The organism is Calothrix sp. NIES-3974 (genome assembly GCF_002368395.1).
GTDB lineage: Bacteria > Cyanobacteriota > Cyanobacteriia > Cyanobacteriales > Nostocaceae > NIES-3974.
Window position 1 is genome coordinate 3,416,088 of sequence record NZ_AP018254.1, and the last position, 19,345, is coordinate 3,435,432.

The following is a 19,345-nucleotide window of genomic DNA, read 5'->3' on the forward strand; positions in this document are numbered from 1 at the left end:
ATTCAATTTCCCCTCCACCCCCTTTCCCTACTGACGACCGTATTCTGTATTCTGTCTCCTTAATTGACCCCTATCCCTCAGCTACTTAGCACCGGCTTTAATACATTGTTCGACTAGGGGTTGAACCTTATCCACATCTTGCCAACCAAGGATTTCCGTCACTTTCTTTTCCAGATTTTTGTAGGAACGGAAAAATTCAGCGATTTCATCAAGGCGGTGGGGAGGAACATCGCGCAGGGATTTAACATTGGCATAACGCGGATCTTTGTCTGGTACACAAAGAATTTTTTCATCGCGATCGCCGCCGTCAATCATTTCTAACATACCAATTGGTCGTGCTGCTATTATACACCCAGGAAATGTGGGTTCATCCATCATCACCATCCCATCTAGGGGGTCGCCATCATCGGCTAAGGTATTGGGGACAAATCCGTAATCATAGGGATATTTCACCGATGAGTACAACACCCGATCGAGGGTAAAAGCGTTTAAATCCTTATCAAATTCGTATTTATTTTTGCTACCACCAGTAATTTCAATTAGTACATTAATAATACCTGGCTTTGGCTGGGCTGGGATCAGCGATAAATCCACAATCAAACTCCTTGCTGAATCAGTTAAACTCGAAAATCAAATTCGCAGCTAATTTATTTAATAGCTCCGTGTAGAATTTTAGGACTATTTGTACCTTTATGCCTAAACAGGCCAATTTTTGGATTTTAGATTTTAGATTTTGGATTGCAAACACCATCCCTCGCGAGAAAATAGGGAGTAGAGACGCGACATATCGCCTCTGGAAGGGGAGCAGAAATGATCTATTGTCCTATTTGGTTGTCCTCAAATAACATGGAGCACTAGCGTAGGTATTACATTTCGGTCACTCCTGTAGAGACGACCCATCGGGTCGTCTCTACGGACTATCCCTACTCCCCACTATCCTCCGATTCGGGGACGGCTGCACCAAATCAGGTCTCTATTCCCTAATCCCTACTCCCTAATATTAAAGATTTGTATATATATCCCATTGATAAATGTTACATAATATTCAAGGTAAATTTTTTCACAATAAATAAATATGGCAAAGGCAATTTGGAACGGCGCTATCCTCGCGGAGAGCGACGAGACCATTGTGGTGGAGGGAAATCACTATTTTCCTCCAGATACAATTAATCGGGAGTATTTTCAAGACAGCACTACCCACACCACCTGTCCGTGGAAAGGTGTAGCTAGCTATTACACAATAGTTGTCAATGGTCAACAAAATAAGGATGCTGCTTGGTACTACCCCAGCGCGAAGGAAAAAGCCAAAAATATTGAAGGCTATGTGGCTTTTTGGCGTGGGGTGACAGTGGAACCTTAATATTTCAGAAGTCAGGTTTCTTGGATAAAACCGGCTTCTGACCTCACGCAAAATCTAGATTTTGTCTACTTTCCCCAGCTTTCCGCAAAATCTAAAATCCAAAATCTAAAATTAAATATTATTTGTCCCCATTCCCTGGTAATATCAACTGCCATTCTTGGCTTTGGGGATTCCAGAGGGGATATGGTGTTTCCCCGACTACGTAGGGACCCCAGTAACGACGGGAGCCATCTTGGGCAAAGGCGACAATTATATCTCCTGGTTCTAGGGTCAGGTTTCCGTTAGGTAGGGATAGCAGCATCCCGGTGCTACTGCCTTCTTGGGGGGCAAAATCCCAGTGGACGGGTAGGTGGTTTTTACTTGGGTTGGCTGATTGACTGTTACTTTTAAGACTTTGATTTTCTGGATTACGTGTCAGTAGGGCAAGGCGAACTGGATGGTCGGTTTGGTTACTAGCACGGAATTTCCCTTGAGTACCGTTGTTGTTGAAGTTACTTCCATAGGCTAGTAATTTCTTAGGTGTAGTGGTGGTAGAGTTAGTCGTGGCAGTATCCGCGATCGCGAGGCTACTTCCTTGGGATACGCTATCTTGAGCATGATTCTCTTTGGAGATGGCTGCGACTTCGGATACGGCAGGTTCAAATGTGACACTGAACTGGTAAAATCCAGCAAATATACCGAGTGTACCCAAGCAGAAGGCAAGGAGAAATAAACGACGAGACTTTATCGATTGCATCGGGATCAATAATTATATTTGAGAGAATACTTAGAAAGAAATAGGTTTAGATATCAGGGGATCAATGATATATTCAATGTTCCCTAGGAGTTTGTTGTTGCTCTGCCCATAAAAAATATCTCAGCCAAAACTTAAGTCTTGACTAGGAATCTAAAATCATCAGCACGACTAAAGAATTTAGGTGCTAATTCAGTCGAAATCTTTGAGGGAAGACCGCCAATATTTCAAAAATCCAGCCACTCAATGGATAGGGAAACAGAGTTATATATATCACATCATCTTGCCTGATAATCCCTGATTCTTGTGGTTAGAGATTAATTTACCAAGAATATTGGTATTGGTTTATGTCTAAACTGATACCTAAATCATTCTGGATTAGGTATAGGCAAATATTTTCGTTAATTTTTCTATTCAATTGTGTCAAAAAAAACATGTCGCACTGACTTACAAAAAAGTATGTCAGGGAATGCATCAAATATCAAAATTACAAACCTGATTATTTCGCCTCCAACGAGAAAAGTCAACAGAATCTTGGGGTAAAATATTCCTCAAATCACTGTGCCTATCCCCATTAAAGCGGGAAACATCAAGTCCATATTCATATTTTAGCGATATTTAATATAACCTGTGTTTAAGATCCATATAATCTGGGTCTTCCCTTGCTTTTAAATCAGGAGTAGGGGATAAGGAGAGTGGCGAAACGTTTTTCATGCTTGGCTTTGCCGTAAGCGTCAGCCGAACGGTTGTGTAAAAACGTTAATGGGGAACTCCTGAGAAAACTTGTACTCTTTCCTATCTCCGACTTCCTAACCACCTAATTCATACAGCCATGCAAGATACTCGTTTAAATATACTCGTAAGTGCGATCGCGCAACGTTCTCAACAATGGTTATCTAACCCCTGGAGACGCATCTCCATGATTATCATCAGTTTTCTCTTTGGGGTTTTCATGGGAACTGCCATTTCCACGACTGCGGGACAACGCGCAACCCTGGATATTTATATTGCCGCAATTCTTACAGCCGTAGCGGAAATCATTAGTTTCATATTTTATCGCCGTTCCAGTATGAAAAGGGGGGGATGGGTGGAAATGATTAATATTTTCAAAATCGGTTTTATTTATAGCTTGTTTATTGAAGCCTTTAAATTGGGTTCCTAAAACAAGAAAGCCGACTCGACTGTTCACCCTTGCAAAAACTCACGGACATCGGTGACTTCACCAGCGATCGCAGCAGCAGCAACCATCGCTGGACTCATCAATAAAGTCCGTCCGGAAGCGGAACCTTGACGACCTTTAAAATTACGGTTGGAGGAGGAAGCACTAATTTGTCTACCCATGAGTTTATCAGGATTCATGGCTAAACACATGGAACAACCTGGTTCACGCCATTCAAAACCTGCTTCCGTAAATATACGGTCAAGTCCTTCGGCTTCCGCTTGTTTTTTGACCCGTTCCGAACCAGGGACAACAAAGGCTTTAATTCCATTGGCGACTCGACGACCTTGAGCTACTTTTGCTGCTTCCCGCAGGTCACTAATCCGTCCATTGGTGCAACTACCAATAAAGCAAACATCGATTTTTGTGCCGCGAATGGGTTGTCCGGGGGCCAAATCCATGTATTCGTAGGCTTCTTTGGCGATAAATCGTTCCTCGTCAGGGAGATAATCAGGGGAAGGGATTATCTGGTCAATACCGATACCTTGTCCCGGAGTAATTCCCCAAGTTACCGTGGGGGGGATATCTTCAGCATTAAACACAACCACATCATCATACACCGCATCGACATCACTGCGCAGGGAATCCCACCAAGCAACGGCTTTGTCCCAGTCCGCACCCTGGGGAGCGAATTCCCGGTTTTGGAGGTAATCATAGGTAACTTGGTCAGGGTTGACATAACCGCACCTAGCTCCCCCTTCGATGGACATATTACACACGGTCATCCGCTCTTCCATATTCATATTGGCAAAGGTGCTACCAGCGTATTCATAGGCATAGCCAACCCCACCTTTAACACCTAGGGTATGGATAATATGTAAAATTACATCTTTAGCGTAAACACCCGGTTTCAAGGCTCCGTTGACCTCGATTTTGCGGACTTTTAATTTAGACAGGGAAAGGGTTTGGGAAGCCAACACATCACGGACTTGACTTGTACCAATACCAAACGCGATCGCTCCAAATGCACCGTGGGTAGAAGTATGGCTATCTCCACAGGCTATAGTCATCCCCGGTTGGGTTAATCCCAGTTCTGGAGCAATGACATGGACAATACCCTGATTACCGGAACCGATATTGTAGAAGCGAATATTGTGTTCCTGAACATTTTTTTCTAGTTCTTGCATCATCTCCTCTGCTAAAGTATCAGCAAAGGGACGGGCTTGATTCGCGGTGGGAACAATATGATCAACCGTAGCCACAGTACGTTCGGGAAACAGGACTTTTAAACCGCGTTCCCGCAACATGGCAAAGGCTTGGGGACTGGTGACTTCATGGATTAGGTGTAAGCCGATAAATAACTGTGTTTGTCCAGAAGGCAGCACACCAACTGTATGTAAATCCCAAACTTTATCGAATAAGGTTCCTTTGCTCATGTTGACATCCGTAATGCGGTCGGATCTTCGATATTAGCAAAAAACGGTCTCTACCTCATCCAAAATCTAAAATCCAATTGTTCCAGCATAAATCCGATCAACAAACCAGTGAGGGATAAACCAGCCAACGTCCAAAAAGTCTGGGTTCGCGAGAACTTTGTCGTTTGAAAGTCGATGCGTGCCAAAATTGTGGCTGCAAGGATAACCAGGACATCTAGAAACAGACGAAATCTGGAAATCATGAGAAATAGTACAAAAGCAGCCAAAATCGAAATCAAGAAACTGCGCAAAGCCGAGCGAAATAGAATCAGGGAATAGTAATTTAACCTTTTCCAGGGTATAGTTAATAATTCAATCAATAGAAGGATGGCGATCGCAATCAATCCCCACCCATATAGTGACGGTTTTGCATTCGCTAAATTCCAGCCCAAACTAGAATAGGTGAGCAACATTAATATCAGTGATATCCACGGTAGACGTTGGAATTGAACCATTGTGTAATTAAAATCAAACAATTTTGGATTTTGGATTAAACCGGGTTTGCGGAAACAGAAAGGCACGCAGTAGCGCTCATAGCGCCTTTATTTTAAAGCTTTTTCGGAACTAGAGCTACTATTACCCCACCCCATACACCCCATAATCTACAGCAATCCGAAAAACCCAATCACCGGAATGAATAGAAAAGATTACTCCCGTCTCCTAACTATTCTCCATCCTCAAATCCTAATGATTTTGCCCAAAACCCAAAATTAGGTTAAAAATTTTCTTAAACATTTGTAAACTGTTAGCAGCATAGTAGCCATAGGGCATATCTTGATTAAGGGATTCTCATGAGACAAGTTGTAATTGTAGAACGTGTATGCTTAACAGGGCATATACTCGCGAAAGTATTTGGATTAGTAGGAATTTTAATTGTTATTCCCAATGCAAACTTTGTCCTGAATTGGGGTGATGTGGGCGAAAAAGCAATGCACCTGAGTTTGACAGACGGAGGTGTGGTAGATATCGTCTTAGGCACTATAGCAGTATCAATTTTTGCCTTCAGGACGCTGGGATTAACAAGATGGCTCAGTTTTATGTTACCAGCCATTTTCATATCCGTTGGTAGCGAACTACTGGGTACAAGTACGGGTTTCCCCTTCGGTGATTACAGTTATTTGAGTGGTTTAGGCTACAAAATTGCTGGTTTAGTACCTTTTACCATCCCTTTGTCGTGGTTTTATGTGGGTATTTCTGCCTATTTAATTGCTCGCGCGGGTTTGAGTGTCAGTCAAAACCCGACTTGGAAACGGCAAATTGGAGCAGTAGTTGTGGGAGCGATACTGTTCACTTGTTGGGATTTTGCCCTCGAACCAGCCATGAGTCAGACAATTATGCCATTTTGGGCTTGGGCTACACCTGGTGCTTTTTATGGCACACCCTATCAAAACTACCTAGGTTGGTTCGGAACCAGCGCCTTATTTATGGGTGTAGCAGCGATTTTATGGCGTAATGCTCAGATTCAACTCAAGCGATCGCATTTAACTGTGCCGATTATTGTTTATTTAAGTAATTTTGCCTTTGCTGCGGGTTTAAGTTTAGGTGCTGGCTTTTTTGTCCCAGTGGCTTTAGGATGCGTTTTTGGGGTTATTCCTGCAACCAGTTTGTGGTGGAAAGCGATTCACAATGATGCACTTAATACCACCGAGACTCTTAATAATCAGGTTGCTATTGCTTCAGTTAAAGTAGCTGTAGAATAGTTAGCAAGTTAGCAGTTTTTTACTTAGGCAGTAGTTAACCGTTAACTGTTGACTGTTGAGTGTTAATCGTCAACCGTCAACAGTAAATCAACGACAAAATTTGCCATCTTATATCCTGTATTCTATCCATAAAATTAGGTGGGAAAATGCCCCGTTTAGATCCTTACTCTTTACAAATGCAGATTACCCGTATGTTCGAGACGGGACAATCTTTTTTTGCTACCACCAAAGTTCAAGATTGGCTCAAGGAACATAATCAAAACCCAGCTGATTTTGAGATCATCTTTCATCAAAAACCCGCACCTCCCGGTTCCAAACTGGTCATGGTCATCGAAATCGAATTACGTCGTAAAGATGGCCAACCCGTTGATCCGTGGTTACAAGCTCAAGCCAATCTCAACGCATAAAATCAATCTCCCTGTCCGCGACCGATGAGGTAAAGCAAAGCCATTCGTACAGCAATCCCACTAGTAACCTGGGATTGAATTAGACTAAATTGGGGGTCGTCCATTAAATCCGAACTAATTTCCACACCCCGATTCACTGGACCTGGGTGTAAAACCTTCACATCCGGTTGACAAAGTTGGAGACGACTGCGGGTGATACCAAACTGTTGGTGGTATTCCCGTAAACTAGGAATCAGATGGGCGGTCATGCGCTCCTTTTGTAACCGTAGGGTCATGACAAAATCCGCATTCCGGAGGGCTGGTTCCAGTTGCCAGTGTATCTGTAAATGGCGAGATAAACCAGCTGTTGGGTGAGATTCTGGTTGTTTGACAAAATCCTCAAACCATTTAGGTAACAAGGTAGGTGGTGCAGCAAGATGGACTTCTGCTCCACTGGCAGTTAAACTCCAAATATTAGAACGAGCAACACGGGAATGGAGTATATCCCCGACAATGGCAATTTTTTTCCCCTGAAGCAATTCGATACAAGGTTGACCAGGGTCAATTAAATTACAAATGGTAAAAAGATCCAGTAGAGCTTGGGAAGGGTGTTCGTGCTGTCCATCACCAGCATTGAGAATACCGACCCGGACACCCAGTCGATCCATTTCCGCAGCGATCGCCTGGGGTACTCCTGCTTCTTTGTGACGAATCACCATGATATCCGTACCCATTGCCAAATAGGTTTTCGCAGTATCGAGAATTGTTTCTCCCTTGGTCATGGAGGATGTGGCTGCGGCAAAGTTGAGAATATCTGCACTTAAGCGTTTCGCTGCTAGTTCAAAACTACTGCGGGTACGGGTAGATGGTTCAAAAAAGAGGTTAGTCACCAGTTGTCCCTGAAGGGTGGGGACTTTTTTCATCTTGCCAGAAAGCACTTCCTGTAAACTAGTTGCAGTCTGTAAAACTGTGTTATATTCCCCTGGGGTAAAATCCGCGAGGGAAAGAATGTGGTGACGATTCCAATTTGACGTTGACCCGCTCTGCGCGGCTTCTCGACGAGATCGCATTTGTGCCACTGTTGAATGCATTGCAGGAAAGATGATACCATTTATTGAACAGGCAGTTGGGAGTTAAGAATCGGGAGAATATACTTTGCACTGTGGTGGGTGGAGGCAGGACATATTCCAAGTGTCACAAAAGCAAAGCAAAGATTAAATCACCTGAACGAGCATGGTGTTAGTCATTGGGCGTTTAATTTCAAGTATCCGTTTCCGTCTCCTGACCAAGTGCCCGAAGAATTCGCCCCACCTCCTTTTGACTCATACCCAGCACTCTAGCAATCTTTTGAGGCAGACGAAGATTTGCTACCATCAGGATATTGAACTTGAAGATGCTTATGACCTTAGCAATTGTGGCTGAACCTGCTCCTTTGAAGGCAAATAGAAGATGGTGTAATTCTCGTGGGACAAACTCGCGTCACATTAGATACTGTGGTCGCTGTCTTTAATCAAGGCGCAACAACAGAAGAAATTGTTTATCGGTATCCTTCACTAAAATTAGCTGATGTTTACGCCACGATCGCCTTCTATCTCAATCACCAATCAGAGGTAGAAGAGGTAGAAGCCTACTTGCAGCAGCGACGGCAGCAAGCACAAGAGATTCGTGAAATGAATCAAGTGAGATTTGACCCACAAGGTTTGCGCGATCACCTTCTTGCTCGTAGAAAAGAACAAGAAGCATGTTGAAGTTTCTGGCTGATGAGAATTTTGACAATACGAACGATGTCAGCAGGCATTACAGTTACCTATTGGCGATCGCTGGCGTTTAGTGCAGTTGTTGTTGAGTTCAATCCAACAGGAAATACTGGTACTAAGGTCATACTTGAAACTGCTAGGATTGTTCTGCAATAAATATGTTGGCAGTTTTTGACCCCTCTTTTTTCAACCTTGGTGAGAAATCCGGGTTAAGTCCTGTTTAGAACAAAATTCTGTATAATAGGGGGATATTGACGATATGAGGAGTCTATATCAGGAGTCCCACAGTGACTAGAGACCTAGATCGTATTACTATTAATCCACAAGTGTGTCTTGGGCAGCCGACTATTCGGGGAATGCGTATCACTGTGGGATTTGTCTTGAAACTGCTGGCTAGCCACTTATCTATTCAGGAAGTTCTAGAGGCTTACCCGGAGTTAGAGGAAGAGGATCTTCGTCAGGCTCTTAATTATGCGGCTTGGGCTGTATCTGATCGTATTGTTAGCTTTACTTCAGCATGAGTAGTCTGCTCTTGCTGGCTGACGTTCATATCTCTCCTTTGACTGTTGAGGCTTTAAGGTCACAGGGCTACGATACAGTGCGGATTACAGACTTGTTGCCTGCGACTGCTTCCGATGCGGAGATTTTAGAACTTGCCAGAGTGGAAGGCAAAGTTGTTTTAACACAAGACTTAGATTTTTCCATGCTGGTGGCTCTCAGTAATTATGGAGTGCCCAGTTTGATTACATTACGGTTGTCTTCTGCCAAACCTGATGTGGTTGCTCAAAGACTCTTAGCTGTTTTACCTACTGTAGAAACCGAACTAACAGAAGGTGCGGCAATTACTATTAGCGATGACTCAGTGCGTGTTCGTAAACTTCCAATTCGACGAAGTGATATCTAAACACTGCGTTGGTAAAATAAGAGGGCGATCGCTTCCTTTCATCAGCCCTCAGACGAAGAGATTCTCAAATGTCATTAGCTGAACTCATGTCTCAAATTCAGGAACTTCCCCGGTGCTGATGTACTAAACACCCCTTTAGCCCTTGTCAGCTAAAGAATCTAGCTTTTAATACTAAGATATATGTACCCATGTCAGCAAGAGTAGGATTAGCACATCCGTGGTACGATGAGAAATAGGGGCTCAACGCTTCAAATTCCTATCGCAAGACCCTTTGGCAATTTGTACTCTGTAAGAGCGAATCAAAAAAAAACTTGAAACTTACTCTGGACAACAGTTAGCTCTTTTTGCTTGGGGGAAAGTTCAGTCTAATAAATAGTTAGGCAAACCTATCGCACAAAACAGGATATCTTACTGCGTGAAATAAAGAATGTGACCTATGAAAAACCTATTGAGAGTGAATGGTTCAACCTATTAATAACTCAAACTCAAGAGGAAATTAGATTAAACGGGTTCAACTCTGAGCAAGCTAAGACTATTCAATCATTTCTCAAAAACCCCAATCAGAAGGATTTAGTTCTACAAAAGCTATACGATAGGCGACCTTATGCGATATTTATAGGAGGAAGCTTTCTGCTGGTTAGTATATTTGGCGGTTTTGAAATGATACGAAAAATTAAGGGTGAACAGTAGTTGCGATACCAACGCAGCAATAAAGGTGCGATTCGTTCGCTCGAAATCTAGTTATCTAGATATTAGTCTAGAGGGATGAGCGGCGATGGTTTAGTAACCCGAAAGAGAGATTTTTATTTATTTTAACTGCCCAGTAACTGATGGCGATCGCGGCGGCTTTATGTGGTTTTCTGATACCAATTTTGAAGCTTGATCAAAACTAGGAACTAGCTAGCTGCCCAGAGTAAACAGACTTTATATTGCTTAAATGTTGAATCTGCACTCACAAGTGTCATGTCTTCTACCTGAGCTTGGGCAATTAGCATTCTGTCAAAAGGGTCACGATGATGTAAAGGTAATGCAGCCACCCGCAAAGCATGAGAAGCGGTGATTTCTAACGATCTAGCTCCTAGTTGAGTCATGCGAGTAGAGACATAATCATCTATTTGCTTTGGCAGTGGCAGCTTACCAATGGAAACTTTAATTCCCATCTCCCAAACACTGGCAACTGATAACCATACTTCATTGGTTTCATCCACAATTTGCTCAATCACGTTCTCATTTAACTTTTCTGGTTGAGCAAACCACCATAACCAGCATTGTGTATCCAGCAAAAGTCTCACTCTGCGCCACCTTCAAATGCTACCAAAATATCTTCTGGTAAAGGAGCATTAAAGTCATCTGGCACAGTAAACAGACCTCGATCCTGTCCCAAACTAGACCGTCGATCTAAGGATGTCCGAAAGGGAACAAGTTTCGCAATGGGGATACCTCGGTTGGAAATAACGATTTCCTCTCCCTGTTCTACACGGGACAATAGCCGAGAGAGGTTGGTCTTGGCTTGATGGATATTTACAGTTTCCATACGCTGAAAAAACTAAGTCTATAAACTTAGTTTATTTCCATTGCGGTGATTTTGCAACGGTAAGTTAGCCCTACCTAGGGCGTTGCTCTATAAGATAAAAACACCCAGAAAATTCTGTATAGTGTCCATAATTCGGATGTTATACAGAAAAGCTCTTTGCAACCCCTGAACTTATACGGAAAAATTCTATATAATCTTTCTGAGGAGGGATTTTATACGGAAAAAATCGGTATAATATCCAAAATGAGAACAGAAAAACGAAGTTTTCCGTGTAATATAGGAAAAGAGGTAGCTATGATGCTTGATATATATGAGATTTAGGAAAAGATTATACGGAAGTATTCCATATAATAATATAGTTGGGCAGTATAAAGCAACATATGCTATCAAAAATCTAGCGGTGCTACCAATGAATAGGTATTGGTTTTCCAGCAGTGAATAGGAACCAGAACGCACCACACAAGATGATAAGGAACGGACTGGTATGAATAAGAAGATAGAGTTTTGGGCTTTTGTCTCTCTCATGGGATGTCTGCTATTCCTCACACTCTCGTTTACATTAGCTTCTGGTGGCTGGACGATTGTTGGAAGTGTGATTGCAGTGATCCTTGTCATTCTATCGGGCGGATTGTTCGGACTTTCAATCAAATCCAAGGAATGATTGCAGCGCGATTCCGCAAACAGTTTGTTGCCGCCTGACGCCGAATCAACCAGGGTAAAGTGTGTCTAGCATCTTCAAGAATATGAATCTCACAACCCCTCCTCAAAATGTCATCGATTGTTTGCAGATTATTTTGGATGCCACTGCATCGGGAAATTACGAGCTTTTTACAACAGTGGGTAATTCATTCCACAAAGCGGGTATTACAAAACAAATGTTTGAGGGTGTTAGTGAGCAACTCGCTCCACGCATGGAAAAGGGATATTCAATTACTTATTTTGGTCGTCTTCAACAGAATGTTTTCCATATCTATTTGTGGAAGCTAAGTTTTGAAGATGGTGGGGACGAATTTGTGGCACGCATGGCCATGGATGGAGATAAAGTTGCTGGGATTTTGATCGCATGACATATCTGTTTGACATTGCATTGTGACGGGCAATAGTAAGCTTCTTTTTGGAGTTGAACAGTTTGAGTGGTGCAGTTTTTTGACTGCGGTTGTAAGGCTTGGTTGTGGGGTTTGTGGGGGCGATCACCCTTCACTAAATCACCCAAAATCTCGTTAATGGCGGTACAATATTTCTAGTCCAAGTTGCTTCACTCATCGTGTCTAACTACTCATTGGAGCGAATGGACGAAACACACGGGTGAGTAGCTTATTTTCAAGCAACCGCTAAATTCGATGACGTTAGACCGCTATATTGAGTATCTTAAGACTCTTTGCCTCGATCGTTGGGAAAGTCAACAGTACTAGCACCTTGTGCATGAGCGACAGAGATTTAAATTGGCAAAACAATATGATCGCTCTACTAATTGGATTGCAGATCGGTTTGCCGCTTACCCTAATCGCCTGGTTAGCAATCGCACCTCCTTGCAACTTGCTGGGTGTTTTGCTACGAGCCTTCGTAACAGCAATCACCTTGTTGGCGATATGCCGAAGGCATATCGCGAATCTAAGGATTAAAGCCGTATCCCAGCTGGGTTAAAACTGTTAAAATTGCCAAGGCTGCCGAAAAAGCTTCCCCACCTGGCAAGAAATATTCTGAAACCCGCGTATACAATAAGCAGGCAGGATGCCTGCACCACAATTTGAGATTTTACAGTTTAACTGCGCATTCGTTAAGTCCCGTTATGACTGTCAACAGTTAAAGTTAACAGTCAAAAACCCAAAGTGTCAGATTTTACAAATCCTCAACGGATTGCAATCTCACTTCAAAATTTGTAACGCCAGGGAAATCATGGACAGGAATGTAAAAAATCCGACTGCATCTAGGGCAGTAGTTAATAATGGCCCACTAATCAAAGCTGGGTCAAGATTTAGACGCTGTAGTGTCATCGGTAAAAATGTTCCTAAACTAGCAGCGACAAACACATTCACAATCATCACGGTGGCAGCTACAATTGCTACCCACCTTTCTGGAGCGGAAGACCAAATTAAGGACAACATCCCCAGGGTAAAAGCCAAAGCTAAGGATGTACCGATGCCTGCCATCACTTCTTTGCGAAGAATTTTGAAGGTGTCTTTGGGTGTAACTTCACCGACACCTAAACCACGTACATTTACGGAGAGAGCTTGAATTGCCACATTACCACTGGTATTGGAAAGAATCGGCATAATTACGGCTAAAACAGGCACCTTGGATATTACTTCTTGAAATGGCGCGATCGCACTAGCTGCTCCAACGTACAAGGCAATATTTCCGAGTAACCAGGGTAAGCGTTTGCGAATGGTGATTGCTGGCGGTGATAGGGCTGCTTCGTCTCCACTCACACCCGCTAATTTCTGAATGTCTTCGGTGGCTTCCTCTTCAATAATGTCTACGATATCATCAATGGTGATAATGCCCACTAACCGTTCTTCCCGATCCACCACCGGAACCGCAATCAAATCGTAACGCTTCATGATTTGCGCTACTTGCTCCTGGGGGGTTTCCGTGCGGACACGAATGACGCGATCGCTGGCAATTTCCTTCAGCTTAATATCCGGAAAGGTAAATAATAACTGCCGTAAGGAAACGACTCGTACTAGTTTGCGATTATCATCAACAATGTAAGCATAATAAATGGTTTCCTTGTCTTCGTCTTGACGACGAATTTTGTTCAAAGCTTCACCAACCGTTAACCCTTCCCGTAACCACACATACTCGGTGGTCATTAATCTACCAGCAGTACCTTCCGGATAGCCAAGAATTGTCGCCGTGGCTTGTCTCTGTTCGCTACTTAGTTCCTGCAAGAGGCGTTTGACAACTTTGGCTGGTAACTCATCAAATAACTCAGCCCGGTCATCAGGACTCATTGCTTCGACAATCTGCACCACCTGCACATCATGCAAGGAATTAATTAAATCCTCCTGCACCTCCGGGGGAAGATACTCAAACACATCAATCGCATGACTTTTATTTAACAACCGAAATGCGATCGCCTGGTCTTTTTTTGGTAACTGGGTGATATATTCCCCCACATCCACCGGTGGCAACCGATTCAAATCACATTTGAGCTGGTTCAAGTCGCCAATGTCAACAAAAGAACTGCGAACATCTTGCACAAGCATAAAACCTCCTATTGTCTCCCCCACGCTGGGAGACAAACTCACCAGCTTAGAGGAGGATGATACTACCGTCTTGCGGACTGTTGTCCATAAAATCTCAAAAATTCGACATCGATATCCTAACAGGGCATCGCTTAAGTCACAATGCATACCCGGAATCGAGGAATCCGGTAGATGCGTTGCTCCCGTGTTTTGATTTGTTCTAATCGCTACAAGGCTAAAGCTGTATCCCTGGTTTTAGGCTTCATTAGAGTAAATTCTACTACTCTTACATTCCATGTCAAGGGAATTCCTATTTTTATTATTAATCTTTATAGTGTATTTTTTTTGACTAGCAAAGGAAGGTGTATCCAGTCTAATTACTCCTAAAATTGACGGTCAACATTGATGAATCGGAGTTTACTATCGGGTTGACGCTCCCACGACTTAAAGCCGTGGGATTCTTGATACTATGGTTGATAGATACAAGCTATTGACCGCAGTTTGACAAAAACTTTACATATGCCAAGAAATTACAGGCACAAGACAACATCAGTCACTATGATTAATTACCACTTCGTCTGGATACCGAAAAGACGAAAAAAGGTGTTAGTTGGAAATTTCGCTATCAGGCTTGAGGAATTGCTTTATGAAAAAGCATTCATAGCTAGAGTGCGAGATTCTAGCTCTTGAAATTATGGAAGACCATGTACATCTTTTTGTTAGCAGTCCTTCAACATTAGCCCCAGACCAAATTATGTTTAGGTTAAAAGGGTATACTTCTAGGGTATTAAGACAAGAATTTCTACATTTATTGAGAATGCCTTCAATGTGGACAAGAAGTTATTTTTGTGGAACTGCGGGTGATGCTTCAAGTGAGATAATTAAAAAGTATATTGCTAATCAAAAAACTCGCTAACAATGGGACTGCACCTAAAGGTGCTTCCCATTCATGAGGGCAGTTGCATGGACGGGTTTCCCGGCTTGAGCAAACTGTCCGTCCCACCCCGTGCATGACTCAACAGACTAAAAATTTTTTCGATTTTGAGTCTGTTGCTGGTGGGCTTTCTGCTCCAATAATTGTAAAGAGAAACTGTTAATGGAGTCAGAAAGCTGGAAATATTGTTGGGTTAAAACTATTCCCTACCCTCGCGAAAAGACTTTTACAGCTAGCGCTGCGCTTTGCGAACAGCAGACCCTACTTAAAGAATTGATACAGAAGTTCAAGAAAAGCCTTCCTAGAAGGAAGTAACTCTAAACCTTGTTTTTCCGGTAGAATAGATAAGCAGAATAACCATACCACTAAAGTTTGATATTTTTCATGTCTATAATTGCAGGGCTTACGCAAGGAAAACGTAAACACCGTCGTGGCAACGTAAGATAGACGCGCAGAGGATCGACTTGCTTACGTAGCAATCTCAAACACCTGATTTCTCGTCACAAGTGCGTAAGTCCTACAATCAATGCCTAATCAATGCTGCGGATGAGCTAAGATCAACCAAATTACTATGTCCCGTCCCATCTACCTCGACTGTCACGCCACTACACCCGTTGATCCGCAAGTAATGGCTGCTATGTTGCCCTATTTTACCGAATATTTCGGCAACCCATCTAGTATTAATCATCAGTATGGTTGGGAAGCAGAAGCGGCAGTTAAACAGGCACGAGAAATTATTGCTAATGCCATCAACGCCACTCCCGTCGAAATCATTTTCACTAGTGGCGCAACGGAAGCTAATAATTTAGCCATAAAGGGAGTTGCTGAAGCCTATGTGGAACAGGGACAGCATATTATCACCGTGGCAACGGAACATAATGCGGTGATTGACCCTTGTAAATATCTGGAAACCTTGGGGTTTACCGTCACCTATCTCCCTGTAGGTGAGGATGGAATCATTGATTTAAAGACCTTAGAAGCGGCTTTTCGGGACGATACAATCTTGGTGTCTGTCATGGCTGCTAATAACGAAATCGGTGTTTTACAACCTTTAGCAGCCATTGGTGCCATGTGTCGCGATCGCCGGATTCTGTTTCATACGGATGCAGCCCAAGCCATTGGCAAAATCCCCCTGGATGTGGAAGGGATGCACATCGATTTGATGTCCCTAACTGCCCATAAGGTCTATGGACCCAAGGGAATTGGTGCTTTATACGTGCGTCGTCGTCAGCCTCGTGTGGCGATCGCTCCCCAATTACATGGTGGTGGACATGAGCGGGGAATGCGCAGTGGAACCCTATATACACCCCAAATTGTGGGCTTTGGCAAGGCTGTAGAAATGGCTTTATCTCTACAGGAGGAGGAAAACCAACGTTTAACAAGTCTACGTCAACAACTTTGGCAGCGTTTATCCTCTTTGTCTGGTATCTACCTCAATGGCCACCCGACCCAACGTCTTCCTGGTAATTTGAATATCAGCATTGAAGGGGTCGATGGAGCGGCTCTTTTGTTGGGTTTACAAAGCACTGTCGCCCTTTCTTCTGGTTCTGCCTGTTCTTCCACTTCCACCGCACCATCCCACGTGTTAACTGCGTTGGGACGTTCGGAAAGTTTAGCCTACGCTTCTTTAAGGTTTGGTATCGGTCGCTTTAATACCAGTGAGGAAATTGATTTAGTTGCGGAAACGGTGATTAGTGTTGTGGAAAGTTTACGCAGTTCGATTCTCAGCAGTCGGATTTCAAGGTAGATGATGAACAGGGATAACAGAAAAGATACTTTAATACAGTAACACGGTCAAAAGGTTAAGTTTTCGTTGGGATGGTTAATACTTAAAAAGACAATTGTCGCCACTCAACCGTAAACAACAATACAGTTCAGTTAGACTTAAAAGCCTGATTATTGGGTATGTTGGGTTGAAGAATGTAGAGGCAGTAGCCCTCGTGGAATGGGTCCCCACGCGGAGCATCGGGACGAGATAATCACAAAAAAAGTGTGAACTTATGGGTAAATTTCCACAAAATCAACAGTCTATGCAAAGCCTCAACCCAACCTACAGTTATCTTTAACACCAAGCGTATTGCCGTAAACAAACAGGAAAATATATCAGCGCGCGAAATATATCAATATTGAATGTATAGCACTACTAATTTCTGTTTTCTATTCTCTGATAACAATAAAACTTAAACACCCCCCTTGGGATTTTAATTAATTTTAGCAAAAAAGATGTTGAAAAAATCAACCATTTCTGAAAGCCTATATTTTACGTTAATTTATTAAAAATAAGTCTCAAGATTATTGAGAATACGCCAAATTATTGCGAAAATGCCTAGTAAAAAAATAGCGGTACTTTTTTGGGATTTTTTTTAGTACACAAAAACTATCAAAATCGGAAAAGTCACTTTGGAAAAGCACTAGAGACGATATTTATTTAACGATAGAAATTTGATGGGTAAATAATTAATTTCCATAGACTATAAACTATGAGTGCCCGATTCATAATTTATTCTTATACAGATTTAAAAAAACGATTCAACATTGTAGGGACGTAGCAGTGCTACGTCTCTACAATCAATTTTCAATTAATATTTGTATTTAACGCCCAAAAAATGTTTGCAACACAAATATAGCAATCCTAGATAATTTGTAAAATCTTACATGTAGGGTTGTTGACTGCTAACCGTTGACAGTCCTAGGCGTAGTGCGGCTTCTTTACGAGAAGCCTTCCCACAGGGTACAGCCAAAACCGATATTTTTGACTACCGAAATCGGATTACCATATAAAATGAAAATACTCGATTTAATTACTTGGTTTGAAACATGGGCCAATCCGACTTGGCAAGAAAACTGGGATAATTGTGGCTGGCAAATTGAACCAGGGGTATTATCCCAAGATGCCCATGTGTTAGTTTGTCTGACACCGACTTTAGCGGTGATGGAGGAGGCTTTAATCCTGCGGGAACAGGGTATACCCATCAATTTAATTTTTGCCCACCACCCCTTATTATTTAGTCCCCCGAAATCATTGCGTTGCGGGGATTATATCGGTGAAATGACAAAATTAGCATTTACCCAGCAAATAGGTGTATATACAGCCCATACAAACTTCGATCAGGTTGCCGATGGTACAGCCGATGTATTAGCTCAACTATTGGAATTGCAAGCGACCCAGCCAATTTTTCCCACCCAACCCGGTATCGGTTATGGACGGGTAGGGAATTTACCCACTCCCCAAACATTACAAGATTTATTATCCACTATTCAAACTCGATTACATCCTCCCCAACTTTTACATTCCCCAGCCGACCTAGGACAAAAGATTCAGCGAATTGCAGTGTTAGGTGGTTCAGGAGCCAGCTTTATTACAGCCACAATTAAAACAGGAGCGCAAGTGTATTTAACATCCGACTGTAAATTCCATCAATTTCAAGAAAGCCGCGATCGCAATCTGATTTTGGTGGATGCTGGTCACTATGCTACCGAACGTCCCGCTTGCGATCGCCTGGTAAAAATATTCCTGTCCCAAGGAGTTAAATCTGCTCAACTAAGTCAACGGGATGAGGATTTTCGTGTTTTTATGGTAAGGGAATAGGAAGTAGCCGTATCTCCAACTTATATCAAGTCCGGATGATTAATTATAAATAGAACCATTGCATTACATCTACATATCATGCCAAAACGGATTGCGACACGGCTTTAGCCGTTAGCTTTGCTATCGCCTGGTAAAAATGATGATTGCGATCGCTTTGTATCGGTCAAGGCAAACAAAAAACTGGTGTCAAGTATCGCTATCATACAGAATTGCTTGGATTGGAACTCCAACCATAGACAGGATCAATTTCATTGCCAAGAATCTCTTCATCCCGATCTGAAACATCCTGTTGGCCAGAATTACCTAAACCTGCAACTGCAACTAAAAAACTGGCAGATTGATTGTTAGTTAGTTTCCCTGTTTTGGGCTGATTTATAGCGAAGATAATCAAGAAAACTGTCAAGTTCTAACAAAGCCCCTTCAGGGAGAGTGCTGACTGCTTCAATGAGTTTTTGCCTTTCTACAGTACTTTTGTCCATTGCCAAATCTTATGGTAAAAACTTCTCCTATTTTTACTCTTATGATAAGGGAATAAAAAGTAGGCCTTTCTTCATCCTAGCGGCATCACGTCCCCAATCTGCGGTGGCAATTAGCCTTGAACTCATCACCAATTGCTTTCAACTGTC

General features: G+C 42.6%; 21 protein-coding genes and 1 pseudogene. 13 read left to right on the plus strand and 9 right to left on the minus strand.

From position 1 onward, the window contains the following. Positions 1-81: 81 nt before the first annotated feature. Entirely contained in the window at positions 82-594 is a 513-nt protein-coding gene (locus CDC37_RS13705) for an inorganic diphosphatase (RefSeq protein ID WP_096626207.1), read from the minus strand. Between the two features lie 481 nt (positions 595-1,075). On the opposite strand from CDC37_RS13705, the gene CDC37_RS13710 reads away from it, so the two are divergent. Further along, positions 1,076-1,360 (plus strand): DUF427 domain-containing protein, encoded by a 285-nt coding sequence (locus tag CDC37_RS13710; protein ID WP_096622522.1) that lies wholly within the window; start codon positions 1,076-1,078, stop codon positions 1,358-1,360. Positions 1,361-1,478: 118 nt separating this feature from the next. Here the strand turns inward: CDC37_RS13710 and CDC37_RS13715 are convergent, their stop codons facing one another. Then, a complete protein-coding gene (locus tag CDC37_RS13715; protein WP_096622523.1) occupies positions 1,479-2,096 on the minus strand; it encodes a hypothetical protein in 618 nt (205 codons plus the stop codon). 829 nt (positions 2,097-2,925) lie between these two features. On the opposite strand from CDC37_RS13715, the gene CDC37_RS13720 reads away from it, so the two are divergent. Next, complete coding sequence (locus tag CDC37_RS13720; protein WP_096622524.1) at positions 2,926-3,255, plus strand: DUF565 domain-containing protein; 330 nt, start codon at positions 2,926-2,928, stop codon at positions 3,253-3,255. 23 nt (positions 3,256-3,278) lie between these two features. On the opposite strand, the gene leuC is transcribed toward CDC37_RS13720, so the two are convergent. Together leuC and CDC37_RS13730 are read right to left on the minus strand one after the other, a co-directional pair. Beyond that, a complete protein-coding gene (gene leuC, locus CDC37_RS13725; RefSeq protein ID WP_096622525.1) occupies positions 3,279-4,688 on the minus strand; it encodes a 3-isopropylmalate dehydratase large subunit in 1,410 nt (469 codons plus the stop codon). Between the two features lie 50 nt (positions 4,689-4,738). Continuing rightward, a complete protein-coding gene (locus CDC37_RS13730; RefSeq protein WP_096626209.1) occupies positions 4,739-5,182 on the minus strand; it encodes a hypothetical protein in 444 nt (147 codons plus the stop codon). A 336-nt stretch (positions 5,183-5,518) separates the two neighbouring features. Between CDC37_RS13730 and cruF the strand changes: the two genes are divergently transcribed. Beyond that, the gene (cruF, locus tag CDC37_RS13735; protein WP_096622526.1) at positions 5,519-6,427 is read left to right on the plus strand and encodes a gamma-carotene 1'-hydroxylase CruF; all 909 of its coding nucleotides are present in this window, start codon (positions 5,519-5,521) and stop codon (positions 6,425-6,427) included. A 146-nt stretch (positions 6,428-6,573) separates the two neighbouring features. Next, complete coding sequence (locus CDC37_RS13740) at positions 6,574-6,834, plus strand: hypothetical protein (RefSeq protein ID WP_096622527.1); 261 nt, start codon at positions 6,574-6,576, stop codon at positions 6,832-6,834. Between the two features lie 2 nt (positions 6,835-6,836). On the opposite strand, the gene CDC37_RS13745 is transcribed toward CDC37_RS13740, so the two are convergent. Continuing rightward, positions 6,837-7,883, minus strand: a complete 1,047-nt coding sequence (locus tag CDC37_RS13745) for an aspartate carbamoyltransferase catalytic subunit (RefSeq protein WP_096626211.1) — start codon at positions 7,881-7,883, stop codon at positions 6,837-6,839. Between the two features lie 69 nt (positions 7,884-7,952). Between CDC37_RS13745 and CDC37_RS25805 the strand changes: the two genes are divergently transcribed. From CDC37_RS25805 to CDC37_RS13765, 5 genes are all read left to right on the plus strand, one after another. Continuing rightward, complete coding sequence (locus CDC37_RS25805; protein ID WP_096622528.1) at positions 7,953-8,153, plus strand: DUF3291 domain-containing protein; 201 nt, start codon at positions 7,953-7,955, stop codon at positions 8,151-8,153. A 123-nt stretch (positions 8,154-8,276) separates the two neighbouring features. Then, the gene (locus tag CDC37_RS13755; RefSeq protein WP_231943061.1) at positions 8,277-8,561 is read left to right on the plus strand and encodes a DUF433 domain-containing protein; all 285 of its coding nucleotides are present in this window, start codon (positions 8,277-8,279) and stop codon (positions 8,559-8,561) included. Positions 8,562-8,597: 36 nt separating this feature from the next. Then, on the plus strand, positions 8,598-8,726 hold the full coding sequence (locus tag CDC37_RS25525; protein WP_255408807.1) for a hypothetical protein: 129 nt from the start codon (positions 8,598-8,600) through the stop codon (positions 8,724-8,726). Positions 8,727-8,857: 131 nt separating this feature from the next. Continuing rightward, positions 8,858-9,091, plus strand: a complete 234-nt coding sequence (locus CDC37_RS13760) for a DUF433 domain-containing protein (RefSeq protein WP_096622529.1) — start codon at positions 8,858-8,860, stop codon at positions 9,089-9,091. Then, positions 9,088-9,474, plus strand: coding sequence for a DUF5615 family PIN-like protein (locus CDC37_RS13765; protein WP_096622530.1), 387 nt, complete (start codon positions 9,088-9,090; stop codon positions 9,472-9,474). Before CDC37_RS13760 ends, CDC37_RS13765 begins: the two co-directional genes overlap by 4 nt. An 896-nt stretch (positions 9,475-10,370) precedes the next feature. On the opposite strand, the gene CDC37_RS13775 is transcribed toward CDC37_RS13765, so the two are convergent. After that, positions 10,371-10,766, minus strand: coding sequence for a type II toxin-antitoxin system VapC family toxin (locus CDC37_RS13775; RefSeq protein ID WP_096622532.1), 396 nt, complete (start codon positions 10,764-10,766; stop codon positions 10,371-10,373). Beyond that, positions 10,763-11,008: a type II toxin-antitoxin system Phd/YefM family antitoxin gene (locus CDC37_RS13780; RefSeq protein WP_096622533.1), complete on the minus strand. Its 246-nt coding sequence runs from the start codon at positions 11,006-11,008 to the stop codon at positions 10,763-10,765. Before CDC37_RS13780 ends, CDC37_RS13775 begins: the two co-directional genes overlap by 4 nt. Before the next feature lie 743 nt (positions 11,009-11,751). Between CDC37_RS13780 and CDC37_RS13785 the strand changes: the two genes are divergently transcribed. Further along, entirely contained in the window at positions 11,752-12,075 is a 324-nt protein-coding gene (locus CDC37_RS13785; RefSeq protein ID WP_096622534.1) for a hypothetical protein, read from the plus strand. A 798-nt stretch (positions 12,076-12,873) separates the two neighbouring features. On the opposite strand, the gene mgtE is transcribed toward CDC37_RS13785, so the two are convergent. Continuing rightward, positions 12,874-14,217, minus strand: coding sequence for a magnesium transporter (mgtE, locus tag CDC37_RS13790; RefSeq protein WP_096622535.1), 1,344 nt, complete (start codon positions 14,215-14,217; stop codon positions 12,874-12,876). Between the two features lie 498 nt (positions 14,218-14,715). Between mgtE and tnpA the strand changes: the two are divergent. The 3 genes and pseudogenes from tnpA to CDC37_RS13805 all read left to right on the plus strand — a co-directional run bounded on the left by tnpA (position 14,716) and on the right by CDC37_RS13805 (position 18,719). Further along, a pseudogene (gene tnpA, locus CDC37_RS13795) lies at positions 14,716-15,112 on the plus strand (IS200/IS605 family transposase). A gap of 589 nt (positions 15,113-15,701) precedes the next feature. After that, positions 15,702-16,877, plus strand: a complete 1,176-nt coding sequence (locus CDC37_RS13800) for an IscS subfamily cysteine desulfurase (protein ID WP_096622536.1) — start codon at positions 15,702-15,704, stop codon at positions 16,875-16,877. 1,035 nt (positions 16,878-17,912) lie between these two features. Continuing rightward, a complete protein-coding gene (locus tag CDC37_RS13805; protein ID WP_096626213.1) occupies positions 17,913-18,719 on the plus strand; it encodes a Nif3-like dinuclear metal center hexameric protein in 807 nt (268 codons plus the stop codon). A gap of 344 nt (positions 18,720-19,063) precedes the next feature. Here the strand turns inward: CDC37_RS13805 and CDC37_RS25530 are convergent, their stop codons facing one another. Continuing rightward, a complete protein-coding gene (locus CDC37_RS25530) occupies positions 19,064-19,198 on the minus strand; it encodes a hypothetical protein (RefSeq protein ID WP_255408808.1) in 135 nt (44 codons plus the stop codon). Positions 19,199-19,345 lie beyond the last annotated feature (147 nt).

Bases quoted from the DNA above. Each gene is read 5' to 3' on its own strand.
- mgtE (WP_096622535.1), bottom strand. From the start codon at position 14,217: ATGCTTGTGCAAGATGTTCGCAGTTCTTTTGTTGACATTGGCGACTTG.
- CDC37_RS13740 (WP_096622527.1), top strand. From the start codon at position 6,574: ATGCCCCGTTTAGATCCTTACTCTTTACAAATGCAGATTACCCGTATG.
- CDC37_RS13805 (WP_096626213.1), top strand. From the start codon at position 17,913: ATGAAAATACTCGATTTAATTACTTGGTTTGAAACATGGGCCAATCCG.
- CDC37_RS25530 (WP_255408808.1), bottom strand. From the start codon at position 19,198: ATGGACAAAAGTACTGTAGAAAGGCAAAAACTCATTGAAGCAGTCAGC.
- CDC37_RS13710 (WP_096622522.1), top strand. From the start codon at position 1,076: ATGGCAAAGGCAATTTGGAACGGCGCTATCCTCGCGGAGAGCGACGAG.
- cruF (WP_096622526.1), top strand. From the start codon at position 5,519: ATGAGACAAGTTGTAATTGTAGAACGTGTATGCTTAACAGGGCATATA.
- CDC37_RS13720 (WP_096622524.1), top strand. From the start codon at position 2,926: ATGCAAGATACTCGTTTAAATATACTCGTAAGTGCGATCGCGCAACGT.
- CDC37_RS25525 (WP_255408807.1), top strand. From the start codon at position 8,598: ATGTCAGCAGGCATTACAGTTACCTATTGGCGATCGCTGGCGTTTAGT.
- CDC37_RS13765 (WP_096622530.1), top strand. From the start codon at position 9,088: ATGAGTAGTCTGCTCTTGCTGGCTGACGTTCATATCTCTCCTTTGACT.
- CDC37_RS13730 (WP_096626209.1), bottom strand. From the start codon at position 5,182: ATGGTTCAATTCCAACGTCTACCGTGGATATCACTGATATTAATGTTG.
- CDC37_RS13785 (WP_096622534.1), top strand. From the start codon at position 11,752: ATGAATCTCACAACCCCTCCTCAAAATGTCATCGATTGTTTGCAGATT.
- CDC37_RS13800 (WP_096622536.1), top strand. From the start codon at position 15,702: ATGTCCCGTCCCATCTACCTCGACTGTCACGCCACTACACCCGTTGAT.
- CDC37_RS13745 (WP_096626211.1), bottom strand. From the start codon at position 7,883: ATGCGATCTCGTCGAGAAGCCGCGCAGAGCGGGTCAACGTCAAATTGG.
- CDC37_RS13780 (WP_096622533.1), bottom strand. From the start codon at position 11,008: ATGGAAACTGTAAATATCCATCAAGCCAAGACCAACCTCTCTCGGCTA.
- leuC (WP_096622525.1), bottom strand. From the start codon at position 4,688: ATGAGCAAAGGAACCTTATTCGATAAAGTTTGGGATTTACATACAGTT.
- CDC37_RS13715 (WP_096622523.1), bottom strand. From the start codon at position 2,096: ATGCAATCGATAAAGTCTCGTCGTTTATTTCTCCTTGCCTTCTGCTTG.